Source organism: Pseudomonas sp. NA-150 (genome assembly GCF_044336365.1).
Taxonomy (GTDB): Bacteria; Pseudomonadota; Gammaproteobacteria; order Pseudomonadales; family Pseudomonadaceae; genus Aquipseudomonas.
Genome location: NZ_CP172305.1, coordinates 5,019,463 through 5,041,012, shown reverse-complemented (window position 1 = coordinate 5,041,012; position 21,550 = coordinate 5,019,463). Strand labels below are relative to the sequence as shown.

At 59.3% G+C, this 21,550-nt stretch carries 22 protein-coding genes; 12 read left to right on the top strand and 10 right to left on the bottom strand.

What is annotated here, in order from left to right:
* Positions 1-98 precede the first annotated feature (98 nt).
* The gene (locus ACF0H7_RS23775) at positions 99-530 is read left to right on the top strand and encodes a methyl-accepting chemotaxis protein (protein WP_397454000.1); all 432 of its coding nucleotides are present in this window, start codon (positions 99-101) and stop codon (positions 528-530) included.
* Between the two features lie 183 nt (positions 531-713).
* Positions 714-1,973, top strand: coding sequence for a 3-phosphoshikimate 1-carboxyvinyltransferase (gene aroA / locus ACF0H7_RS23770; RefSeq protein ID WP_397449296.1), 1,260 nt, complete (start codon positions 714-716; stop codon positions 1,971-1,973).
* Positions 1,974-2,014: 41 nt separating this feature from the next.
* On the opposite strand, the gene ACF0H7_RS23765 is transcribed toward aroA, so the two are convergent.
* A complete protein-coding gene (locus ACF0H7_RS23765; RefSeq protein ID WP_397449295.1) occupies positions 2,015-2,599 on the bottom strand; it encodes a 2-hydroxychromene-2-carboxylate isomerase in 585 nt (194 codons plus the stop codon).
* A gap of 95 nt (positions 2,600-2,694) precedes the next feature.
* Here ACF0H7_RS23765 and ACF0H7_RS23760 point away from each other — a divergent pair, with 95 nt between their 5' ends.
* A complete protein-coding gene (locus ACF0H7_RS23760; RefSeq protein WP_397449294.1) occupies positions 2,695-3,261 on the top strand; it encodes a TetR/AcrR family transcriptional regulator in 567 nt (188 codons plus the stop codon).
* Between the two features lie 78 nt (positions 3,262-3,339).
* Entirely contained in the window at positions 3,340-4,077 is a 738-nt protein-coding gene (locus ACF0H7_RS23755) for an SDR family oxidoreductase (RefSeq protein WP_397449293.1), read from the top strand.
* Positions 4,078-4,162: 85 nt separating this feature from the next.
* On the opposite strand, the gene ACF0H7_RS23750 is transcribed toward ACF0H7_RS23755, so the two are convergent.
* From ACF0H7_RS23750 to ACF0H7_RS23735, 4 genes are all read right to left on the bottom strand, one after another.
* Complete coding sequence (locus ACF0H7_RS23750) at positions 4,163-4,921, bottom strand: putative DNA-binding domain-containing protein (RefSeq protein WP_397449292.1); 759 nt, start codon at positions 4,919-4,921, stop codon at positions 4,163-4,165.
* A complete protein-coding gene (locus ACF0H7_RS23745; RefSeq protein ID WP_397453999.1) occupies positions 4,918-5,730 on the bottom strand; it encodes a DUF692 domain-containing protein in 813 nt (270 codons plus the stop codon). Before ACF0H7_RS23745 ends, ACF0H7_RS23750 begins: the two co-directional genes overlap by 4 nt.
* Before the next feature lie 51 nt (positions 5,731-5,781).
* Entirely contained in the window at positions 5,782-6,054 is a 273-nt protein-coding gene (locus tag ACF0H7_RS23740) for a DUF2282 domain-containing protein (RefSeq protein WP_397449291.1), read from the bottom strand.
* A gap of 91 nt (positions 6,055-6,145) precedes the next feature.
* Complete coding sequence (locus ACF0H7_RS23735; RefSeq protein ID WP_397449290.1) at positions 6,146-6,274, bottom strand: hypothetical protein; 129 nt, start codon at positions 6,272-6,274, stop codon at positions 6,146-6,148.
* A 20-nt stretch (positions 6,275-6,294) separates the two neighbouring features.
* Here ACF0H7_RS23735 and ACF0H7_RS23730 point away from each other — a divergent pair, with 20 nt between their 5' ends.
* Together ACF0H7_RS23730 and ACF0H7_RS23725 are read left to right on the top strand one after the other, a co-directional pair.
* Entirely contained in the window at positions 6,295-6,867 is a 573-nt protein-coding gene (locus ACF0H7_RS23730; protein ID WP_397449289.1) for a sigma-70 family RNA polymerase sigma factor, read from the top strand.
* The gene (locus tag ACF0H7_RS23725) at positions 6,864-7,505 is read left to right on the top strand and encodes a DUF1109 domain-containing protein (RefSeq protein WP_397449288.1); all 642 of its coding nucleotides are present in this window, start codon (positions 6,864-6,866) and stop codon (positions 7,503-7,505) included. The genes ACF0H7_RS23730 and ACF0H7_RS23725 overlap by 4 nt, the downstream gene beginning before the upstream one ends.
* Before the next feature lie 118 nt (positions 7,506-7,623).
* Here the strand turns inward: ACF0H7_RS23725 and ACF0H7_RS23720 are convergent, their stop codons facing one another.
* Both ACF0H7_RS23720 and ACF0H7_RS23715 read right to left on the bottom strand, forming a co-directional pair.
* Positions 7,624-8,763: a catalase family protein gene (locus ACF0H7_RS23720; RefSeq protein ID WP_397449287.1), complete on the bottom strand. Its 1,140-nt coding sequence runs from the start codon at positions 8,761-8,763 to the stop codon at positions 7,624-7,626.
* Between the two features lie 11 nt (positions 8,764-8,774).
* Positions 8,775-10,607 (bottom strand): di-heme-cytochrome C peroxidase, encoded by a 1,833-nt coding sequence (locus tag ACF0H7_RS23715; protein WP_397449286.1) that lies wholly within the window; start codon positions 10,605-10,607, stop codon positions 8,775-8,777.
* Positions 10,608-10,977: 370 nt separating this feature from the next.
* Here ACF0H7_RS23715 and ACF0H7_RS23710 point away from each other — a divergent pair, with 370 nt between their 5' ends.
* From ACF0H7_RS23710 to ACF0H7_RS23690, 5 genes are all read left to right on the top strand, one after another.
* Positions 10,978-11,706 carry an FKBP-type peptidyl-prolyl cis-trans isomerase gene (locus ACF0H7_RS23710; RefSeq protein WP_397449285.1) on the top strand — a complete coding sequence of 243 codons (729 nt, stop codon included), beginning with the start codon at positions 10,978-10,980 and terminating at the stop codon, positions 11,704-11,706.
* A gap of 477 nt (positions 11,707-12,183) precedes the next feature.
* Positions 12,184-12,636 (top strand): YkvA family protein, encoded by a 453-nt coding sequence (locus tag ACF0H7_RS23705; RefSeq protein WP_397449284.1) that lies wholly within the window; start codon positions 12,184-12,186, stop codon positions 12,634-12,636.
* Positions 12,637-12,779: 143 nt separating this feature from the next.
* Entirely contained in the window at positions 12,780-13,118 is a 339-nt protein-coding gene (locus ACF0H7_RS23700; RefSeq protein ID WP_397449283.1) for a multiprotein-bridging factor 1 family protein, read from the top strand.
* Complete coding sequence (locus ACF0H7_RS23695; protein ID WP_397449282.1) at positions 13,115-13,480, top strand: hypothetical protein; 366 nt, start codon at positions 13,115-13,117, stop codon at positions 13,478-13,480. Before ACF0H7_RS23700 ends, ACF0H7_RS23695 begins: the two co-directional genes overlap by 4 nt.
* Positions 13,477-13,950, top strand: a complete 474-nt coding sequence (locus ACF0H7_RS23690) for a tetratricopeptide repeat protein (RefSeq protein WP_397449281.1) — start codon at positions 13,477-13,479, stop codon at positions 13,948-13,950. The genes ACF0H7_RS23695 and ACF0H7_RS23690 overlap by 4 nt, the downstream gene beginning before the upstream one ends.
* Here ACF0H7_RS23690 and ACF0H7_RS23685 read toward each other — a convergent pair.
* Positions 13,934-15,706, bottom strand: coding sequence for a bifunctional diguanylate cyclase/phosphodiesterase (locus ACF0H7_RS23685; RefSeq protein ID WP_397449280.1), 1,773 nt, complete (start codon positions 15,704-15,706; stop codon positions 13,934-13,936). The genes ACF0H7_RS23690 and ACF0H7_RS23685 overlap by 17 nt on opposite strands.
* A gap of 140 nt (positions 15,707-15,846) precedes the next feature.
* Positions 15,847-17,928, bottom strand: a complete 2,082-nt coding sequence (locus ACF0H7_RS23680) for a carboxy terminal-processing peptidase (protein WP_397449279.1) — start codon at positions 17,926-17,928, stop codon at positions 15,847-15,849.
* Positions 17,929-18,067: 139 nt separating this feature from the next.
* Between ACF0H7_RS23680 and ACF0H7_RS23675 the strand changes: the two genes are divergently transcribed.
* Positions 18,068-19,030, top strand: coding sequence for a zinc-binding dehydrogenase (locus tag ACF0H7_RS23675; protein ID WP_397449278.1), 963 nt, complete (start codon positions 18,068-18,070; stop codon positions 19,028-19,030).
* A gap of 119 nt (positions 19,031-19,149) precedes the next feature.
* On the opposite strand, the gene ACF0H7_RS23670 is transcribed toward ACF0H7_RS23675, so the two are convergent.
* Positions 19,150-21,285, bottom strand: coding sequence for an autotransporter outer membrane beta-barrel domain-containing protein (locus ACF0H7_RS23670; RefSeq protein WP_397449277.1), 2,136 nt, complete (start codon positions 21,283-21,285; stop codon positions 19,150-19,152).
* Positions 21,286-21,550: the final 265 nt, after the last annotated feature.

The following is a 21,550-nucleotide window of genomic DNA, read 5'->3' as shown; positions in this document are numbered from 1 at the left end:
CCGTTGCCGAGGCAGCCAATATCGCCTACAGCACTTCGCTGCAAACCGATGCCAGTGCGCAGAAAGGCACTGACGTGGTGACCCAGACCGTGGAAGTCATGCGCGGGCTATCTACCTATATGCAAGAAGCAGCCGATGGCATCGAAGCGCTGAACAACCAGTCCCACGTGATCAGCGCGATCATCAAGACCATCAGTGACATCGCCGGGCAAACCAACCTGTTGGCGCTCAACGCGGCGATTGAAGCGGCACGGGCTGGCGAGCAGGGCCGTGGTTTTGCGGTGGTTGCCGATGAGGTGCGACAGCTGGCTTCGCGCACCAGTAATGCCACGGATGAGATTGCCAAGGTCGTGCAACAGAACCAGCAACTGGCGAGCGCGGCGGTGCAGACCATCGATAACGGCAAGCGCCAGGCGGAGCAGGGCCTTGAGTTGGCAGGGCAAGCCGGTTCGGTGATTGTCGAGATTCGCGACGGCGCGCAACGGGTGGTCAGTGCGGTCGGGCAGTTTTCGAACCAGCTGTCGAGCTAACACCCATCGCGGCAGGCATCCCAGCCTGCTGATCATCGCTGCCATGGATGTGCAGCCCCAAGCCAGCACCGGGGCGAAATTTTCATGGCATGCGATGTCCATATCTGAAAAACTTACCGGTCAATGGCCTCGTTAGCGTCCTCGCTCGCCTTTCGTCTCGTGATTTCAGTCTGGAGTTGCCCCATGGCTTTGCGGCCAACGATTACCTTGCTTCCTCCGAACGCAGCGTTGAATGGCCAGGTGTCGCCACCCGGTTCCAAGTCGATCACCAACCGCGCCTTGCTGTTGGCCGCTCTGGCCAAGGGCACCAGCCGCTTGAGCGGTGCGCTGAAGAGCGACGACACCCGTCACATGTCCAACGCTTTGCGGCAGATGGGCGTGACCATCGACGAGCCGGACGACACCAGTTTCGTGGTCACCAGCAGTGGCGTACTCACGGCTCCCGAAGCTCCGTTGTTCCTCGGTAACGCCGGCACGGCGGTGCGTTTCCTGACGGCAGCGGTGTGCACGGTCAAGGGTTCGGTGACGCTGGACGGTGACGATTACATGCGCAAGCGGCCCATCGGCCCGCTGCTGGACGCTTTGGGTCGTGCAGGGTTGGACGCCCAAAGCGCCACCGGTTGCCCGCCGGTGCAGGTGCGTGGCACGGGGCCACTTCAGGTCAAACGCTTTGAAATCGATGGTGGCCTGTCGAGCCAGTACGTGTCGGCGTTGTTGATGCTGGCGGCCTGCGGCGATGCGCCAATCGAAGTGGCGTTGACCGGCAAGGACATCGGTGCCCGCGGTTATGTCGATCTGACCCTGGCCTGCATGCGCGCCTTCGGTGCTCACATTGAAGTATTGGACGACACCCTGTGGCGTGTGGCGCCGACCGGTTACTCGGCCAATGATTACCTGATCGAGCCGGACGCTTCGGCGGCCACCTATTTGTGGGCGGCTGAAGCGTTGACCGGTGGTCGTATCGACCTGGGCGTTGCAGCGGAAAACTTCACCCAGCCCGATGCCGACGCCATGCACTACATCGCGCAATTCCCGCGGATGCAGGCGCAGATCAACGGCTCGCAAATGCAGGACGCGATTCCGACCCTGGCGGTGCTGGCGGCGTTCAACCAAACCCCGGTGCGTTTCGTCGAACTGGCCAACCTGCGGGTCAAGGAGTGCGACCGCATTCAGGCGCTGTACGATGGTTTAAATGCGATTCGTCCGGGGCTGGCCACGGTCGAAGGTGACGACCTGCTGGTGGCCGCCGATCCGGCGCTGGCCGGCACTTCCTGCGACGCACTGATCGAAACCCACGCCGACCACCGGATTGCCATGTGCTTTGCCCTGGCAGGTTTGAAAGTGTCGGGCATTCGGATTCTTGATCCTGAATGCGTGGGCAAGACTTATCCGAAGTACTGGGATGCGTTGGCTTCATTGGGTGTGAAGTTCGAGAACCGTTAAGGGGTTCTCAATGAGAACCCTGCGCCCCGACCAGTGATCGCTTAGCCCAAGGCTTCGGCAACGAAGTCGAGGCGATCCTGACCGAAGAACATCTCGTCGCCGACGAACATCGTCGGCGCGCCGAACACGCCGCGCTCCAGCGCTTCGTCGGTGGTCGCCCGCAGTTGCGCCTTGACCTCGGGATCGTTGCTCAGGGCCATGATCTCGTCGATGGCAAAGCCCGCCTTGATCAGCGTGCGGCCGATTAATTGCGGATCGTTGAGGTTCACTTCATCCACCCAGAGTGCGGTGAACAGTGCGCTGATGAAGGCGTCGAAACGCTCCGGCTGACGCATCTGCACGCCTGTCACGGCGCGCATCAATTGCAGGGTATTGATCGGGAAGTGGGGGTTCATCACCATCGGCACGCCGTAACGCTTGGCGAAGCGTCCGAGGTCGATGGTCGAATGCCGACCTTTGGCCGGTACTGCGGCGGGGGAGGCGTTACCCGTGGCCTGAAAAATCCCGCCTAGCAGCATCGGCCGAAACACCAGCTCAGCCCCCTTCGCCGCGCACAGCGTTGGCAATTGTGTCCACGCCAGATAGGCCGCTGGACTGCCGACATCGAAAAACAACTCCACCTTCATCCCGCGCGCTCCCTTGATAGAAAAACCATCGTTTACTGAACGGACGTTATGCTATCGTTTTGACTCTGTCAAACCGCCGTTTCAGGTGCGCCGCCATGCGCTATTCAAAGACCCACAAAGACGAAACCCGCCTCAAATTGCTCAGCAGCAGCCGGGCAATTACCAAGAAGGGTGGCTTCGGTACGACCAGCGTAGACACCCTGATGGCGGCCGTGGGCATGACCGGTGGCGCGTTCTACAACCACTTCGCGTCGAAGCAGGCGTTGTTCCAGGCGGTGATCGAAGAGGAAGTCGAAAACAGCCGGCAAATGCTCGCCGGTGACGAAAATTCGCCCAACGATCATGTGCTCAAGTGGCTACGCAAATACTTGAGCACGGCCCACTCGCAGCATCCAGATGAGGGGTGTGTGTTGCCGACCCTGGGTCCTGAGATTGCGCGTTCCGGGCCGCAAGTTCGGCAAGTGGTAGAGAAAAGCGTGACGGGCGTGCATCAGGCCTGGAGTGCGCGCCTGGAAGATCCCGACGCGGCCTGGGCTGTCATCGCGCAATGCATTGGTGCCCTGGCATTGTCGCGGATGGTCGAGAGCCCGCAAACCCGCGATGAAATCCTGCAGGCCAACCTGCGGGTCATCGAAAAGCAGCACCTGCCAAAGCCTGACTGACAAACAGACGCGCCTTGACCGTCCTTTGGGCTGAGCGTATGTTTTATTAAAAAACGATCGTTCATTAAAGGAGTTGCGATGTCCAGTTCATCCGAAGCCAAGGTAGCGTTGATCATCGGCGCGGGCGATTCCACTGGCGGGGCGATAGCCAAGCGTTTTGCCGCCGAGGGTTACATTGCCTGCGTCACTCGCCGTGATGGTGAGAAGCTGCAACCGCTGGTCGACAGCATTCGTGAGCAGGGCGGCGTGGCCCATGGCTTTGCCTCGGATGCACGCAAGGAAGAAGAAGTGGTGGCGTTGGTCGAGCGCATCGAGGCCGAGATCGGTCCGATCGAAGTGCTGGTGTTCAACATCGGCGCCAACGTGCCGTGCAGCATTCTCGAAGAGACGGCGCGCAAGTATTTCAAGATTTGGGAAATGGCCTGTTTCTCCGGATTCCTGAATACCCGTGAAGTGGCCAAGCGCATGGTGACTCGCCAGCGAGGCACCATTTTGTTTACGGGGGCGACGGCAGCACTGCGCGGTTCGGCAAATTTCTCGGCGTTTGCCGGCGCCAAGCACGCGCTGAGAGCCTTGGCGCAAAGTGCTTCGCGGGAGTTGGCACCGCAGAATATTCACGTCGCCCATGTGGTGGTCGACGGGGCCATCGACACCGATTTCATTCGCACCCAGTTCCCGGAACGCTATGCGCTGAAGGATCAGGACGGCATCCTCAACCCTGACCACATCGCCGACAGCTACTGGTATTTGCATACACAGCCGCGTGATGCCTGGACCTTCGAGCTGGACCTGCGGCCGTGGATTGAGAAGTGGTGATCGGACAAATGTGGTGATTTTACTGCCGCTTCGCGAAAGGTCGCGGCCTGCGGCAGCTCCTACAGGGAAGGGCGTCGCAGCAAGCTCAGTCGAGCGTGATACTGGAAGCAAACACCCCGGACTGGATCAGCGTGGTCAGCAACGCCATGAAGTCCAGTTCGGCCTCTGCTTCCAGTGCATGATGGGCGGCGTGATCGAGGGGCAACCCGGCAGCGCAGGCATCGAGAAAGGCGCAGCCGCCGGCACCTAGCGGCTGCCACTCAACCTGGCCGGTGCTGCGCACCAGTAGCGCGCCTTCACCGACCCAATTCAAATCTTCCGGCATCTGCCGTTGTTCGCGGTTGATGCTCCAGATGCTGTAGACCGGCTGATCGACAAACCATACCCAGCGCGCGGCAGGGCGTGGCTTGAGACGAATCAGGCTCATTTTTTCCGGGGTGAAATCGGCGAACACTGACAGATCAAGGTCGCTGTCTTCGGCCTCGCTGTGTACTTCATTCCATAAACGATCAAGGCGCGCAACATTACCCAGGTAAGGCATGTCCTGAGCGTGTTCGAAGGTGTCGAGAAAGGCCGGGAAGTCGGCGCCGTAATACAGCAGTCGGGCATCGGTGGGGGGCGTTTGATGCGCATGAATCGAGGCCGCGGCGCGAAACCAGTCGGTTCCCACCAGTCGCTCAACGGTCGGGAAGTTGGCAAGCAACGCATCGGTGGTGCCCTTGAGCACCGTGTTTCGATACACGCTGAAACCCGGTTGTTCAGTCAGCGCGGCCAGTGCCGACGAGTCGACGCCATACAGCGCGCCGACAAAGGCATTTTGAAAGTCACTCAATGGCAGCTTCATCGCGCCATCTCCAGCACGGCCTGGGCGGTATCGCGTTCGGCCAGCAACACCTCGAACTCCGGAATGTGGTCGTCACGCTCGATCAGCGTCGGCCGTGCGCCGATGCGGGCAATCACCCGACGGTACAGCGACCACACGTCCTCGACGATGGGTGCATCGTGGGAGTCGATCAACAGCGCAGAGCTGCCGGGGTCGACGCTGTGACCTGCCAGGTGGATTTCCATCACCGCGTCGCCCGGAAAGGCGTCGAGGTAGACTGTTGGATCGAAGTCCAGGTTATGCGCACTGATGTAGACATTATTCACGTCCAGCAGCAGCCCGCAGCCAGTGCGTTGACTCAGTTCGGCAAGGAAATCGACCTCGCTCCAGTCATGCCCGTCGAGGCGCAGGTAATGGGTCGGGTTTTCGATGGCGATGCGCCGTTGAAGCACATCCTGAGTCTGTTGAATGTTGCTGGCGATGCGATTGAGCGCTTCGCCGGTCCGGGGAAAGGGCAGCAAGTCAGGATGGTACTGACCGCGCCACGCCGACCAGGCAAGGTGCTCGGAAATAAGTGCCGGCTGAACGCGATCTGCGAGCGCCTTCAGCCGCTGTAAATGCATTTCGTCAGGCTGGCAATCCGCAGCGAGCGAAAGTGAAACACCGTGAAGCGACAGTGGATGACGACTGCCTATCGCTTCCAGCCAAGCCAGGCGCGGGCCACCGCCGACCATGTAGTTTTCCGGATGGACTTCGAACCACAGGCCGCTGGCCGCGCATGCTGATGCGACCTCATAGTGGTTCGGCTTAAGGCCCAGTCCGGCCCCCATAGCGAGGTGTGTCTTCATGATTGGCGTTTGCCCGATTGACCTGTTGTTACCTTACATTGCTTTCAGCGAGCCAGTGCCATTTGGAGTCTTGATGCTGGTGCAGGTGCCGGCTGGAACGTTTTTCCAGGAGTTAGTCTGGTAGTCCATTTTTGCGGTACCGGCACAGGTAGTGCCTGCGCCTGCTTTGCAGTCGTTATGGCCGGCCATGGCAACGCCGTAGCATTTTTCCATCGCGCCGCCAGTGGTCGGAGTTTCGGCGGCCATTGCGGTGGCAGCGAAGGAGGAGAAAGCGATAGCCAGGGCAGCCAGTTTGACGTTGTTCATTGTGTGTACTCCAGAGCTTTAAGGGGGTGGTCGCAGCGCCAGTGCAATCTGCTCTGTGCTTGCGATCCGAAAGGTAATTCGCCGGCAATCGTCATCGGGTTACAGCCATTGCAAAATATTTTTGGAAATCTTCACAAATAATTTTCTGGCGTGTCCTGGCTGCACCGGCAAAACTGTCGGCGGCTGTTATGGCATAGCCCTGAAAAAATACTTTTTCCATTCGTGTAACCAGAGCGATCGATGGACCGAACTACACATAACGAGTTGTTGCGCAGTCGGGAGATCCATCTTCAGACGCTATTTCTCGCCGGGTTGGACGGAGATCAGCTGGCCTATCGCGCTTTTCTCTCGGAGTTGAGTCCGCATCTGCGGGGTTTTCTCCGGGGGAAACTGGTGCGTCAGACCGCCGAGATCGAAGATGTGCTGCAGGAAGTGTTGTTGGCCGTGCACAACGGACGACACACCTACCGTGCGGATCAGCCGCTGACGGCCTGGGTTTTTGCGATTGCGCGCTACAAGCTGGCCGATTTCTTTCGGTCGCGTTCACGTCATGACGGACTCAATGACTCCCTCGATGATTCGGCCGAGCTGTTTGCCGAGCCGGAACTCGAGCCTGCGCAAGCGAGCCGTGACCTGGGCAAATTGCTCGAGCAACTGCCTGATCGCCAGCGTTTGCCGATCATGCACGTGAAGCTTGAAGGCTTGTCGGTCCAGGAAACGGCCGTGATGACCGGGTTGTCGGAGTCGGCAGTAAAGATTGGCGTGCACCGCGGGCTCAAGGCCCTGGCGGAAAAGATTAGAGGCACACGATGAACACAGATGATTTTATTTCGATGCTGGCCACCGGCGTCGCCCCGATCGACCGCTGGGCGTCGGCGAAACGTTTTGGCCTCGCGGTGCTGGTGGGTATCATTGGCGCCACCTTGCTGGTGACCGTGGTTTTTGGTATCCGGCCTGATCTGGCGCAAGTGGCGATCACCCCGATTTTCTGGGCAAAACTGGCGCTGCCGCTGGGCCTGATGATCGGTTCGTTGATGATGGTGACGCGTTTGGCACGGCCCGGCATGAGCGGTGGTTCAGGTCGCCTGTTTATCGTCGCGGCCCTGGCGGCGGTGTTGCTTGGGGGCGTTTATGTGTTAGCCCTGGCGGCACCCGATACCCGCGTCGCGCTGGTGCTGGGCAGAACCTGGCGGGTGTGTGCGATCAACATCACGCTGCTCTCGGTGCCGGGTTTCATTGCGGTGTTCTGGGCCTTGCGTGGCCTGGCTCCGACCCGCCTGAAACTGGCCGGTGCCTGCGGCGGGCTACTCGCGGGTTCGATGGCGACCCTTGCCTACTGCCTGCATTGCCCGGAAATGGAAGTCCCGTTCTGGGGCGCGTGGTATGTGCTTGGCATGCTGCTGCCAACGCTCATCGGTTCGCAGGTGGGGCCGCGCTGGTTGCGTTGGTAACTACCGGTAGCTGTGATCCCTGTAGGAGCCAACTTGTTGGCGAGCGGTCTGATGCGGTATGGCGGGTACACCGCCTCGCAAACAAGTTCGCTCCTGCAATGTGGTGGCGCGTTCGAGGTCACGGCCCCGCATTACGACTATGCCGATAGTCACTCACCGCCTCATACACCGTCTTGCGCAGCCGATTGATCCCGCCAATCGGCCGATGCGCCGCCACGCCAAACCAAGGATTGAACGATAGGTTATCGCACGCCAGGTTCAGCGCCGGGGTGTCGAAATCCTGCGCGGGAATACGCACCTTTGCCACGGTTTCGAAGGGCGCGTCGCTTTCCTTCCATTCAATGCTGGTGTCTTCGATCGGCATGTACTTGCTCGGGTCCTGACGCTGGATCTGCAGCACGAAACACGCCGGTACTCGATCAGCCGACAGCCGCTGGTGCAGTGCGTTGCGCAGGAAGTTGGGCAGTTTTTCGTTCTGTGGCGGCAATGTGTAAGCGGGGCAGTTTAGCGGGTCCGGGGCAACGCGGAATTTGGCGTTGGCGCTACCGAACTTGTAGGGCGAAACCGAATAATAGGTGGCCTCGGTCGGGCTGCTGGGCGCCGGGGCGAGGGTCGCGTTGGCGATCAACAGGTGGCGCAGCTGCCAACTGCGCGGGTCCCACCAGATGGGAAAGAACGCTTGCCACGTCTGACCAGTAGCCTGGGCAGCAATGTTCTGCTGATACTCCGCCACATCGCTGACAAAGAAATTCGGATGGCTGAACATCACAAAATCCTGTTCCTTGCGCTCCGGTTTATCCGTCAGCAACTGCGCCCCAGGCACGTCCAACAACTTGATCGCCATGCCACGCGCGTCTGTGACGCTGTCGAACTGCGGAAAGGCATTGCCATTGGACAGACGCAGGGTCGCTTGCCAGGTTTTGCCGGCCTCGGCGAATACCCCCTGGCGCAGCGCCGGCGTAAGGTCGTTCAAGACCTGAACCTCGGCCTTCACGCAGCCATGCGCCTTGGCGTGAGCATCACGCAGGTAACGGGTGCTTTCGCGGTGCTGGTCGACGATACGGATCGCGGTCTGGATGATTTCCTGCGACATCGCCGACTCGCCGGACGGGATGTGCTCTTCGGCCGACACCGGGCCGCGATCGTGCCAGGCGAACCAGGTACTGGACAAAATCCAGACGACCCCAGCGATGCTCAACAGCAGCAGAACCAGCTTTAGAAGAAACGCGCCCAGGCGCATCCATAAGTTTGCGAGCATGGGACATTCCTTTAGAGCGCCGCTGCCGGCGTTGAGGGCAATTGCGCTTCGAGCGGGCCGCCGAGCACTTTCAAATATTCCATCAAGGCCCAGCGTTCTTCGGGTTGCAGCAGGCGACCGATAACCCCGTTACCACGGGTTCCGGATCGGAATTCGTGACCGCTGTTGTGGTTGCCGCTGACCCGTGTATCGAAGCGGAACGCGCCGTCGAATGCAGCGGTGCGATAGCCCAGATGGCGCGGATCGTATTCGAAACTGCCGGTGTAGAAAGTGGTGGCGCGTTCATCCTGAGGCGAGAGCAATTGGTAGATGTTCGGCACCGAACCATTGTGTAAAAACGGCGGTGTGGCCCAGACCCCGGCCAGCGGCCGTGCCTTGTACGCGCGCAGTTCACGCACGCTGATCGGCAGACCGTAGCCGTCCAGACGCGGGCGCTCGGCGGGCGTGACATTGGCGTCGCGGTAGGACCGCTCTTCGACCAGGGCCGTGATCAAGGCCAGGCCTTTGGCCATCGACAGTTGGTTGATGTTCAACGGGGCGGCGGGCGCCGGTTGCAGATCGATCTTGAGCCGGGTCAGTTCGGTGTTCGGGTCCATCTTCAACGGGCTGAGGTCATAGCGGTTGTCGGCAATGTTATTGGCGGCGTTGGCGTCGGTGCCAATGTAGTCAACCGGCAACATCTTCAACGTCTGCACCGGACGGTCGCCGACGGTTTTGACCGAGGGCACGTGGCAGCCGGCGCAGTTTTCGGCGAACAACGCCTGGCCGTGGGCGGCGCGACGCATGTCGATCTTGCCCAACAGCTCTTCGGGCCAGGCGGGCGGCTTGAGCCGGTGCAGCGTTTCTTCCAGGGTGTTCAGGTCGCGCACGCGCACGCTCGACGGGTAGCGCGCGTCGCCGGTCAGCGGCTGATGATTGCTGTCAAACAGATCGAGGGTGGCGCCAACGCCAAGGGCTTCGCCGATGTTGCGCGCCATGGGTTGCTGCGCCGAGCCGTTCCACTGCACCCAGTCGAAGGTCCAGATATCCCACAGTTGCGGGTAGTCCACCGGTGCGTTGGCGATGCGGTAGTTGCTCTCGGAAATCGCGTCGCCGAACGTCGCATTGGCGATCCGCCCGAAGGCATCGGCCCGACCCGGGCCCTCCTGGGTCGGGTACAGACCACGATGCATGTCATTCCAGGCGACGTGGGCGAAGGTGTCGAGGGATTTTTTGAACTCGCTGCGCAACTGTTCGTGCTGCGCGTCATAGTTCGGGCCAAGGACGTTGCGGGCGAAGCGCTCGAATTTCCACGGGTTGAAATAGGTTGAGGCGATGCTCGATACCAGCGCCTGGCCAAAGCTGCCGCCTTTCAAGGTCGGTACGCTGGACGGCAGCACATGCTGCGCCGAGCCGCCGTCGATGCGCAGGGCCTGGCCCTTGAAGCGCAATTCGCCGGTGTGGCAAGCGGCGCAGGTGATGTCCAGGTACTGCTCTTTGCCATCCGCGCCGGGGTGGCGGGTGAAGCCGACGGGCAGATTGCCGGGGTTATTCGGCGTCGCCGTCTGTTTCGGATCGACCAGAAAACCGAAGCGCGCCAGGTATTCGGGCGTGGCGAAGCGTTGTTCGGAGAACGGCAATTCCAACGCGGTGAACCACTCGTAACGCAGCCCTTTGACCTGAGTTCCCTGTGGCGTGTAATAGAAGGTCTGGCGATCGTCAGGGCTCCACTGATTCAGGTAATGAACCTGTTCAGCGGCCACGTAGACCGGCAGCTTCGGGTTGGCGGTGTAATACAGGATGACCGCCAGACCCAGGCACAGCAGGGCAGCGACGATGAACAGGGCACGGCGAAAAAGGCGCAAGTTGGACCCTCCTTGTCTAGTTGTACCGACCTTATGCCTGAGCGGCGCAAGGGTGGCAAGTGGCCATTCCATAGATTCGAAATCGTACGTAAACACGATATGACGCGTCTGAAAAGTGCCTGATTGATCGCGGTATATTTCGGTTGCAGGTTGCTCTGCAGATCGGCAAAAAAACCGGTAACGGCCAATGGCCTGCTTTACTTGAGCTGAACCCAAGCTGTACGGCTTGAGCATGGGCCGATAAAAACCTTTGGATACCTGAACTTATCTGCCTTTTCTGCCTCTCATGCCGGTAGCCATTGATCGCGGCACCCTGATAAGCTCGCGGCTTTACACGTTTGCCCTATTGGCGCATCAACAAGGAATTAGCATGAAACAGCATCGGTTAGCAGCGGCGATTGCCCTGGTCGGTCTGGTACTCGCAGGCTGCGACAAGCAGGCGAGCACAGTAGAACTGAAGACTCCGGCCCAGAAAGCCTCGTACGGCATCGGCCTGAACATGGGCAAGAGCCTGGCGCAGGAAGGCATGGACGATCTCGACTCCAAAGCCGTAGCCGAGGGTATCGAAGACGCTGTTGGCAAAAAGCCACAGAAGCTCAAGGATGACGAACTGGTCGAAGCCTTTGCTGCCCTGCAGAAGCGCGCTGAAGAGCGTATGGCCAAAATGAGCGAAGAGTCGGCAACTGCTGGCAAGAAATTCCTCGAAGAAAATGGCAAGCGCAAGGAAGTGACAACTACCGCTTCCGGCCTGCAATACGAAATCATCAAGAAAGCCGACGGCGCACAGCCTAAGCCATCCGACGTGGTGACTGTTCACTACGAAGGCAAACTGACTGATGGCAAAGTGTTCGACAGCTCCGTTGAACGCGGCAGCCCGATTGATCTGCCAGTCAGCGGCGTGATCCCGGGTTGGGTTGAAGGTCTGCAACTGATGCACGTTGGCGAGAAGGTCAAGCTGTACATCCCGGCTGACCTGGCTTACGGCGCTCAGAGCCCAAGCCCGGCCATCCCGGCCAACTCGGTTCTGGTGTTCGACCTTGAACTGCTCGCAATCAAGGACCCAGCAGCCGCTGCTGCCGCTGAAGCGCCAGCCAAGTAATCGAACCTGATGGTTTGAGTGCCCAACGCCCCGTTTCGACGGGGCGTTGTCGTTTCTGGGGATAGGGTAGGGCTGGTTCGGGCTGGATTGTAGGACGATGGGTGATCGTCTCGATGTTGCGATGGGGGTAACGTCACTCAAGCATCAAGTCAACGATATTTACGGTATTTTTCATGTGAGTAAAAAACGCCCGATTTGAGCCAAAGCCCTATAGAACGGGGGTCTCAGACCTGAAAAAGGGCTCTGTTCACAAGGTTATCCACAAGTTGTGTGGATAACCTTTGGATGGGGATAAACATCTCTCAAGCGTAGATGACGAATCATCGGGCTTCCTTGAATTTTTTGGTCAACGTGTTGACGAATGCTTTGATGCGGTGAATCAGGAACCGGTGAATACACGTAGCCCCTAAGGAATGGGGGCAATCACAGGTTTTACCCAGCCACAAAATCAATCTCCGGTACAGATCGGGAGTCACCATGAAAATACCCTGGAACCTGATTCGCTTCATTCCCATGGCCCAGCGCTTGATCACCGCCGGGCGTTTGCCGGCGTTGTTGTTCGCCGTGGCGCGCAAGGGCGCGGAGCAGGGTGATCGGCTGGGCAAATTCAAGGACGACCTGCGCTTGCTTCAGGCCTTGTGCCTGGCGTACTGGCGCGGTGAATACCGCGCGATCAGTCCCAAGGCGCTGGTGGCGGTCGTGGCAGGGCTGATGTACTTCCTCAGCCCCATCGACCTGATCCCCGACTGGATTCCGGTGTTCGGCATGCTCGACGATATCGTGGTCCTGGGCTGGGTCATGAAGAGCCTGCACGTTGAACTGGATGCCTTCCGCGCCTGGCGCGATGCGCAATCGGTGGAAAAACTGGCAGTGGTTGAACGCTTGCCGGCAACCCCTGCGTTGCTCGAGCAGGAACGTCGCGAACCCTGATTACCGCGCATTTATTGAATAAAGTGTCGCACAGAGTGAAGGTGTGTCGATTCAGAGCACGCCAGCGGCCCTTGTCCACTGTTAAGATGCCAATACAAGGAATAAGACTACGTGCATTGTGTTGCCGTCTTACAGGGGGTTGTATGGATCTTCAGGTAATTTCGCGTGATGGAGAGCCAGAGTACGCAGTGTTGCCCTGGGCTCAGTACCAGGCATTGCTAACGGCGGCAGGTATCGCGGCCGCTCCGGCGCCGCGGGTCTCGAGTCCGCCTGCCGAGGCGGCTGCCGAGCTTCCCGGCTTTGACCAATTGGCTGCGCTGCGTGCGGCTAAAGGTCTGGAACTGGCGCAACTGGCGCGCACAGTGGGGATCAGTCCGTCGTATCTGCAGTTGATCGAAAGCGGAGAGCGGCTACCCGATGCCGCGATTCGCCGCAGCCTCGCCTGGGAGTTGGGTGTGGCGGGCTGGAGTGAGGTGTCGTGAGCGTGCGCATCAGTCGTCAGCACTGGGACGGTTTGCTGACCGAATTGGATCAAGCGCGTCGGCAGCGACACCTCTTGACCTACCGCGCATTGCTCGAGCGCTTGCAACTGCCGAGCCCGGCGATGCAAACCCTGACCGCCGCCCTCGAGCACCTCGCGGCCCTCGATGCCCGTGCCGAACAACCCTTGCGCAGCTCGTTGGTGATCAGCCAGGGCGCGAGTCGTTTGCCGCGCACTGGTTTCTTTGAGTGCGTCGAGCGTCTGGGACGTTTTTCCGGGCCGTCCGACGGCGTCGCGGCGGCGTCATGGCACGCCTCCGAAGTGGCGCGCGTGTTTGAGTACAGCTACCCGGAAATGGCGTGAAGCGCGGCCTGTGGTGGGTACGCGCCCGGGTGACTTACCTGCTGGCGCGGCGCCTGTTTCGCTGGGAACGGTTCGTCAGACATCCGCGTGGCTGGCAATGGCTCGAGGGCCAGTTCTCACGCATGGCCAACCTGGGCGATGTCAGCGCGCAAAGCTTCTATGGCCACATCCTGGCCTTTCGCGGTCAAGGGTTGGGTGCGCGTGAGGAGGGTGTGCGCTTGTTGCGCCTGGCGGCATTGGCGGGCGATGGCAAAGCGGCGTATCAAATGGGGGTGATAAGCCTCGCCGGAAATCCAAGCAACGGGCCTGACGCGGTCGAGGCGGTACGCTGGTGGGAAATGGCCGCCGAGGCTCGCCATCCATTGGCGATGATGAAACTGTCGGAGATTTATCGGATGGGCGCTCCGGGGCTGCCGCCAGATCCGCGGCGCGCCACCTATTGGGAAGCAGACGTTAACTATCCAGGCTGATTGCACAATCCCGAGTATCAATCACATGCAGGCTCGCTCCGGCGATGTCCTTGGCATAGTGTTTGGCTTGTGACGCCAGCTCGGCCAAGTGGCTGGCATCCAGATGTGCACAGGCTTCAGGGCGCATGTGCACCACCCCGATTGAAAGCGACAACAGCGGGAACTCCTGACGCTGGCCCTGGCGGTTGAGCGCGGTAAAGCAACCCGCCTCCAGATGCTCGGCACGGTAGAAGCGCCGGCACTGGTTCTGGAAGTCTTCCAGCAGCAGGTTCAATCGTTTGCGCCAATCCTCGGAGCCGAGCACCATCAGGAAATCATCGCCGCCAATGTGCCCGACAAAATCGCGGCTCGGGTCGATGCGGTCGTTCAGGCACTGAGCCAGGCACAGCAAGACTTCGTCGCCGCGACCGTAGCCGTAGATGTCGTTGAAGGGTTTGAAGCTGTCGATGTCCACGTAGCAGATCATCGACTCACGCCCCTGTTGCAGCAGGCGCGTCAGGCATTGCTGGATCGGCACGTTACCCGGCAGCAGGGTCAGCGGGTTGGCGTAGCGCGCTTGTTGAATCTTCAGTTCGGTAATCAACTTCAACACGTCGATCACCCGACCCAGCCCCAGATAGCGGCCGTTGAAGGTGATGATGAAATCTTCTTCGATGCGTTGCCGGGCGCGGCTGGTCAGCAAGCGACTGACCTGTTGCAGCGATTGGTTCAGCTCCACGGCGAGGAAGTCATCGCTCATCAAACGGCTGATCGGCTTGCGCGCGAACAAGTCCGTGGCAAACGGCTTGAGCAGCGCCTCGGACAGCGAATGCCGATGCACGATGCCGCAGGGTTGCGACTGATCGTCCAGTACCGCCAGCGAGTTGAGGTTAACTTGCTTGCGGAAGTACTCCAGCACGCTGGCGGTGGGTGTCGATTGAATCACCGCCGGTTGTTCATTGAGCAGCGCGCTGAGGTCCGGCGCGTCTTCGTTCAGCGCCGGGGCCGACGGGTCGAGCTTGGGCAGCAAGGCTCGGGCGTCACGCGGCGGGAACTCCTGCGGACGGCACAGCAGGTAACCCTGCACCAGGTCCACACCCATGTCGATCAATACCGCCAGTTCTTCCTGCAACTCGATGCCTTCGGCCACCACCAACGCGCGGGAGGCTTTGGCCATGTGCAGCATGGAGCCGACGAACTCGCGCTTGACCGCGTCCAGATGAATGCCATCGATGAAATGCCGGTCGATTTTCACGTAATCCGGGCGCATCTCCGACCACAGGCGCAGGCTTGAATACCCCGCACCCAAATCATCCAGCGCAATTGAAAAACCCATGTCGCGGTAGTGGTGCAAGGCTTTGTACAGCAGATCGAAATCGTCGGTGGGCGTCTGTTCGGTCAGCTCGATCACCACCTGATTGGGGGCGATACCGTATTTTTGCAACAACTCCAGGGTGCGGCCTGGCGGGTGGCTGGCTTCGAGCAGGGACTCGGGGGAGACGTTGAGGAACAGCTTGCCTTCAAGCTTTTGTTCGGCAAAGCGACGGCAGGCGCTTTCACGCGCGGCCAGCTCCAGCTCACTGAGGCGCCCGGCCTGGCGGGCCACGGCGAACAGGCTGATGGGGGAGTGCAGCGGGCTATTGGACGGGCCTCGGGTCAAGGCCTCGTAACCGAGAATACGACGGTCCGATAACGACACTATCGGTTGGAACAAGCTGTACAAATCGCGTTGAGCCAGAATTGAACTCAGTGCGCTCAGCTGTTCAGTGACGGTCATGGCGATCTCTGCGCAAGAAAAAGGGGCTGAGCACTTTAACGCTCAGCCCCTCCATTTCACGACAGATTCATGACTGTATGATGACGAAATGCTACTAAAGCACTACTTTGACACCTCATACCGTCACGCTTACGGCGCTTTTACTTCTTGGCAACGGAGCTGTCCAGGCTCAGGTAGTCGATCAAGATGCGCCCGGTCTCGGCCAGGTAGGCGTCGTCCTCGGGTTTGGTCTTGTCGTCTTCAGCCGGCAGGGCATCTTCGTCTTCTTTCTTCAGCTCTTTGAGCGGGTCTTGACCTTTGGCTTTGCGACGGGTGTTTTCCAGCGCCAGTTGCTTGCCTTCGATGTCGGTGTGCTGCGCACGGCGCTCAGCTTCGTTCAGGCTGACGGTTTTCTCGGCCATCAGTTTTTGCGCCAGGTCCAGACGGTTTTCGATGAACACGAACTCAGGATCTTTCGAAGAACGGGCGTCGTGCCGCGCTTTCAATTGCGCCAGGAACGGTTTGAACGGATCCACCACCGGCTTGATCGCCGGCTTGATCGTGTCGTAGGCCATCGCTTCCGGCAACGCGCTTTCGCCGATTTCCTTGGTGTCGATGATCGACGGGTAGGCGATGTCCGGCAGTACGCCCTGATGCTGGGTGCTCTGGCCGGAAACCCGGTAGAACTTGGCCAGGGTCAGTTTCAGTTCGCCATGGTTCAGCGGCTGAATGGTCTGCACGGTGCCTTTACCGAAGGTCTGACCGCCGATGATCAACGCACGGTGGTAGTCCTGCAGCGCGCCGGCGAAAATCTCCGAAGCGGACGCCGAGAGACGGTTGACCAGCAACGCCATCGGGCCTTTGTAGAAGGCGCCGTTGTCTTCGTCTTCCAGCACGTCGACCTTACCGTCGGCATTACGCACCAACACAGTCGGGCCTTTGTCGATGAACAGGCTGGTCAACTCCGTAGCTTCCTGCAACGAGCCGCCGCCGTTGTTGCGCAGGTCGATGACCACGCCATCGACTTTCTCGGCTTGCAGTTCAGTCAGCAGTTTCTTCACATCACGGGTGGTGCTCTTGTATTCCGGATCACCAGCACGGTAGGCCTTGAAGTCCAGATAGAACGCCGGGATCTCGATCACGCCGAGTTTGTAGTCGTGGCCATCCTGCTTGAGGTTGAGGATCGACTTCTTCGCCGCTTGCTCTTCAAGCTTGACCGCTTCGCGAGTGATCGACACGATCTTGCTGGTGTTGTCAGCCGGTGCGTTGGTCGCCGGAATCACTTCCAGGCGCACGATCGAGCCTTTAGGGCCGCGAATCAGTTTGACCACTTCGTCCAGACGCCAACCGATCACGTCGACCATCTCTTTGTCGCCCTGGGCAACGCCGACGATCTTGTCCGACGGTGCGACTTGCTTGGTTTTGGCGGCAGGGCCAGCCGGTACCAGGCGCACGATCTTCACGTTGTCGTTGTCGCTCTGCAACACGGCGCCGATGCCTTCCAGCGACAGGCTCATGTTGATGTCGAAGTTTTCCGCACTCTCAGGCGACAAGTAGTTGGTGTGCGGATCGTAGGACATGGCGAAGGTGTTGATGTAGGCCTGGAAGATGTCTTCGCTGCGAGTCTGCGTCAGACGCGCCAATTGATTCTTGTAGCGCTTGGTCAGCAGCTCCTGAATCGCTTTAGGCTCTTTGCCGGCGATCTTCAGGCGCAGGACTTCATCCTTGACGCGTTTGCGCCACAGATCGTCCAGATCGGAATCGGACTTGGCCCACGGGCTGTCCTTGCGATCCACCAACAAGGTTTCCTTGGTGGTGAAGTCGAATTTGTCGACGCCCTTGTTCAGCTCTGCAATCGCGAAGTCCAGACGCGACTTGACGCGGTCCAGGTAGCGTTTGTAGATGGTGAAGCCGGGATTGAGGTCGCCGCTCTTCAGGAAGTCGTCGAACTGCAGACGCCATTTGTCGAACTCGGTGATGTCGCTGGCGAGGAAATAGCTGCGCGACGGATCAAGGAGTTTGAGGTAGCTCTGGTAGATGATTTCCGAGCGCTTGTCGTCCAATGGTGGCTTGCTGTAGTGGTGCCTTTTGAGCAGCTCGACAATGTTGAGACTGGCAATGACCTCTTCGCGATCAGGCTGAAGGTTATCCCAGCTATTGGCGGCGAACGTCGTGCTGGAAAACGGCAATACGCTCAACCCAATGAGTAGGGCAAGTGCGGTGCTAGGGAAGAAATGCTTCATGCTGATTCGACGCGGGGGCAATTGATAACGCATATTAGGCCGTCTATTAGATCGCCGGTTCCGTCGGATCCGGTCGCATAATGCAAAAAGCCCGTGCGTCTATAGCACCGGCTCAGTCCAGACTCACTATGGAGGCACTGTGAAGGCATTGCAAGGCGTTGAGGGACATGTGGAATGGCTCGAACAACCTGACTTGAGCTGCGATGTGGGACACGTTCGCATTCGGGTCGCGGCGGCGGGGCTCAATCGCGCCGATTTGTTGCAGCGCGCGGGCCTGTATCCGCCACCTCCGGGCGCCAGCCACACGCTGGGAATGGAGTGCTCCGGGGTGATCAGCGAAGTCGGCGCGGGCTCGGCCTGGCAGGTCGGCGACCGTGTCTGCGCGCTATTGGCGGGGGGGGCGATGGCCGAAGAAGTGGTGGTAGATGGCCGCCATGTGCTGCCGGTTCCCGACGGAATGTCGTTGCCGGAAGCCGCTGGCATCGTAGAAGTCTACGCCACCGTCTGGTTGAATCTGTTTCAACTCGCCGCACTCAAACCCGGCGAAAAAGTCTTGCTGCATGCCGGAGCAAGTGGAGTTGGTTCAGCCGGCATTCAGCTGTGCAAAGCCTTCGGCAACCCGGTATGGGTCAGCGTCGGTTCCGCCGAGCGTCTGGCCTATTGCGAAGCCCTCGGTGCGCAGGGCGGCGTGGTGCGTGGCGACAATCTGGACGGCTTGAAAGACCTCGGCCCGTACGACGTCATCCTCGACCCGGTCGGCGCCAACTACGCCGCACTGAACCTCAAGGTGCTGAACGTTGATGGCCGATTGGTATTGATCGGTTTGATGGGCGGGCGCGAAGCGCAGCTTGACCTGGGATTAGTGTTGGGCAAGCGCATTCACATCCTCGGTTCGACCCTGCGCAGTCGTGACGATCAGTTCAAGGCCGATTTGCTCAGTGATCTGAACCAGCATGTGTGGCCGCTGTTCGCCGAAGGGCGTTTGAAGCCACAACTGGCCAAGACCTTCCCGATCCTTGAAGCCGAAGAGGCGTTTGCCGAGTTGGCGACCAATAAGGTCGAGGGGAAGTTGGTGTTGGTGATTGACGAGAGTCTGGTCTGATCGAGCCCTTCGCGAACAAATTTGCTCCCACAGGTTGGGCATAAAACCCGGTGGGAGCGAACGTGTTCGCGAAGGCGGCGTACCTGATGCACCGCATCAAGTCGCCCCCACAAATCGCCTTACCAGTTGTAACGCAGCCCGACGTTCACGCCCCACGGCTGTTCGATGTTTCTGCCGTTCATGTAGTCAAAATCAGCATGCACCTGCATCACATCGGTCAATTGCGCCGAGATGCCTGCACCGAGTTCGGCACGGCTGCCTGACAGGTCGTTGGTAAAGCGCTGGTCATTGACCGAGACTTTGTTGTTCTTGACGAACTCACGCCCAACGGCTGCTTTCACATAAGGTTGTACGAAACCACCATCCTCCAACGCGAATTTGCGGCCCAGGTGCGTACCGACTTTACCTAGCAGCGAATCGGCCTTGTTGCTGCTGGCTTCCAGCCCGTTGTCCAGCGTGTAGTCGTTGCCGCTGACCCACAAGGTCGATACTTGTGCATAAGGTTCAACAAACCAATCGTCAGCAAAGGTGATGTGCTTGCCTGCTTCGATCGAACCACCGATGCCGTAGTTGTTGTACTTGCCTTTAGCTTTCTCGCCATCGCGCATGGTTACGTTGGCCTGGTTTTGGAAGCGGTTGGCCTTGATCAGCGCATCGATGTAGAAGCCGTCGTCTGCCACCCAAGTGCTGTACGCGCCGATATAGGTACTGTGAACGGTGCCGGTGGTGCCACCTTTAAGGTCCAGATCGGACTTGCTGTAACCGCCCATCAAACCGAGCAGCCATTGGCCGTCGCTGTTGGAAACCGGCAGATCGGCACCGAAGGAAATACCTTGTTGCGTCTGCTTGTACTCAGTGCCACCGGCAGCCGACATGTTGAATTTATTGCCGTAGGTGCGCATCCAGCCGCCACCTTGGTCCTGGCCGTTGCGCAGTTCACCCATACGGCTGCGCAGGGTCGCTGATTCGCCGTACCACACGGTCGGCGCGGCACTGAACAGGCCGACGGCTGCTTCGGCGCTTTTCGACAGTTCGGACGTCTGGACCAAAGCCCAGTCGATCCCGGCAGCCCCTCGATCCTGTTGCTCCAGCTCGTAGGCAAATGTACCGACATCGACCTTGCCGCCGATTACCGAGAACTGCGCATCGCCACTGCCAATGTGCACCAGTTGGCGATCCGCACCGCCAGCGAGTGGGCTGATCCCCGAGTTTTCTACCAGCAACTTGTGCGTGCCGGTGGCCTGGCCCTTGACGTTTAGGGTGTCACCGGCTTCAGCCGCCAAATCTGTGCCGAGTGCAAAAGTGCCGTTGCCCGACAGTTCGCCGACAGCCAATTGATGGAAGCCTGGCGTCGTACCGCGCAGGTCAACGGTGCCGCCGTTCAGGCCCAGTTTGCCGACGCTGGAGTCACCTTCCATGACCCACAGTGAGGAACCGTCGATGTTCAAGCTGGAGGCATTAGTGATCTTGCCGGTCAGACTGGCGTTGTTTTGCAAGTCGAGATTGGCAGTCGATCCGCTCTCGACCATTACGTCACCGACCAAGCGGCTGTTATTGACGTTGAAGTGGGCAGTTGAGTTTTGTTCCACATCCAGAATCACGCCATTGCCGCCGGTCAGGGTCGAACCGTTGGTGATGTTGATGGTGGCATCGGTAACCGTACCGTTAGTTGAACTGACCTTGATCGCGCTGCCGTTCAAGCCGATCACCTGCGAGCCGCCATCAATGTTCAGTGTGGAGGCTGTGTTTGGACCGACGGCGGCGATGATTGCCCCGAGGTTGTCGCCCGTCACCACGCTGCGTTGCAGCAGGTTTGCGGTGCTGCTAAACATTGTCAGGCCCACGCCACCTTCGATAGGCCCAACCGCGTCAATGCCCGCGTTGCCTTTCACGTGGGTGCCAGACATCGTCAAGGTGCTGCCGCCGGCCAGGTTGATACCACGCCCTACACCGGAAATAGTGCTGTCCTTGACCTGTGCGGTAGACGCCTGGCCGCCAGGCGCAGCCATCAAATTGAGACCAAAGCTTTGCTCAGTGTTTGAGGTGCCGACGTTGGTCGCAATAATGGTCGCGTTGTTGATGATGGCATCGCTGGCCGTCAGCCTGATGCCCGCCTGACCGTCGGAATTAACTCGACCGCCTTCAATAGTAACGGTGGAGCCGTCTCGGGCATCGATGTCTTTGGTGACGCCAGTGGAGGTCACCGTCAACGAGGCACTGTGGAGTAGCCAATCGTAGGGAGTAGGGCTAACCACCGTAAAATCTTCGCCAGGATTCAGCGTCACAGCCGTTGCATGTCCTGCGGCCGTCATCCCTACAACGACAGCCAGCGACAGACAGGTTTTTTTGAAAAAAATACAGTTGGCAGACATTTCTTACAGCACCTTCGATGAGCACGGGTGTGCGAATAATTCGAAGGCGTTATTTGATAGAAAAGGACTACAGACGTCTTTCAGGCAATTCCCCAAAGGATGTAGGAAATTTCCTTTTTTTAGGTTCGCTTCGCCGCTGTATTAAATA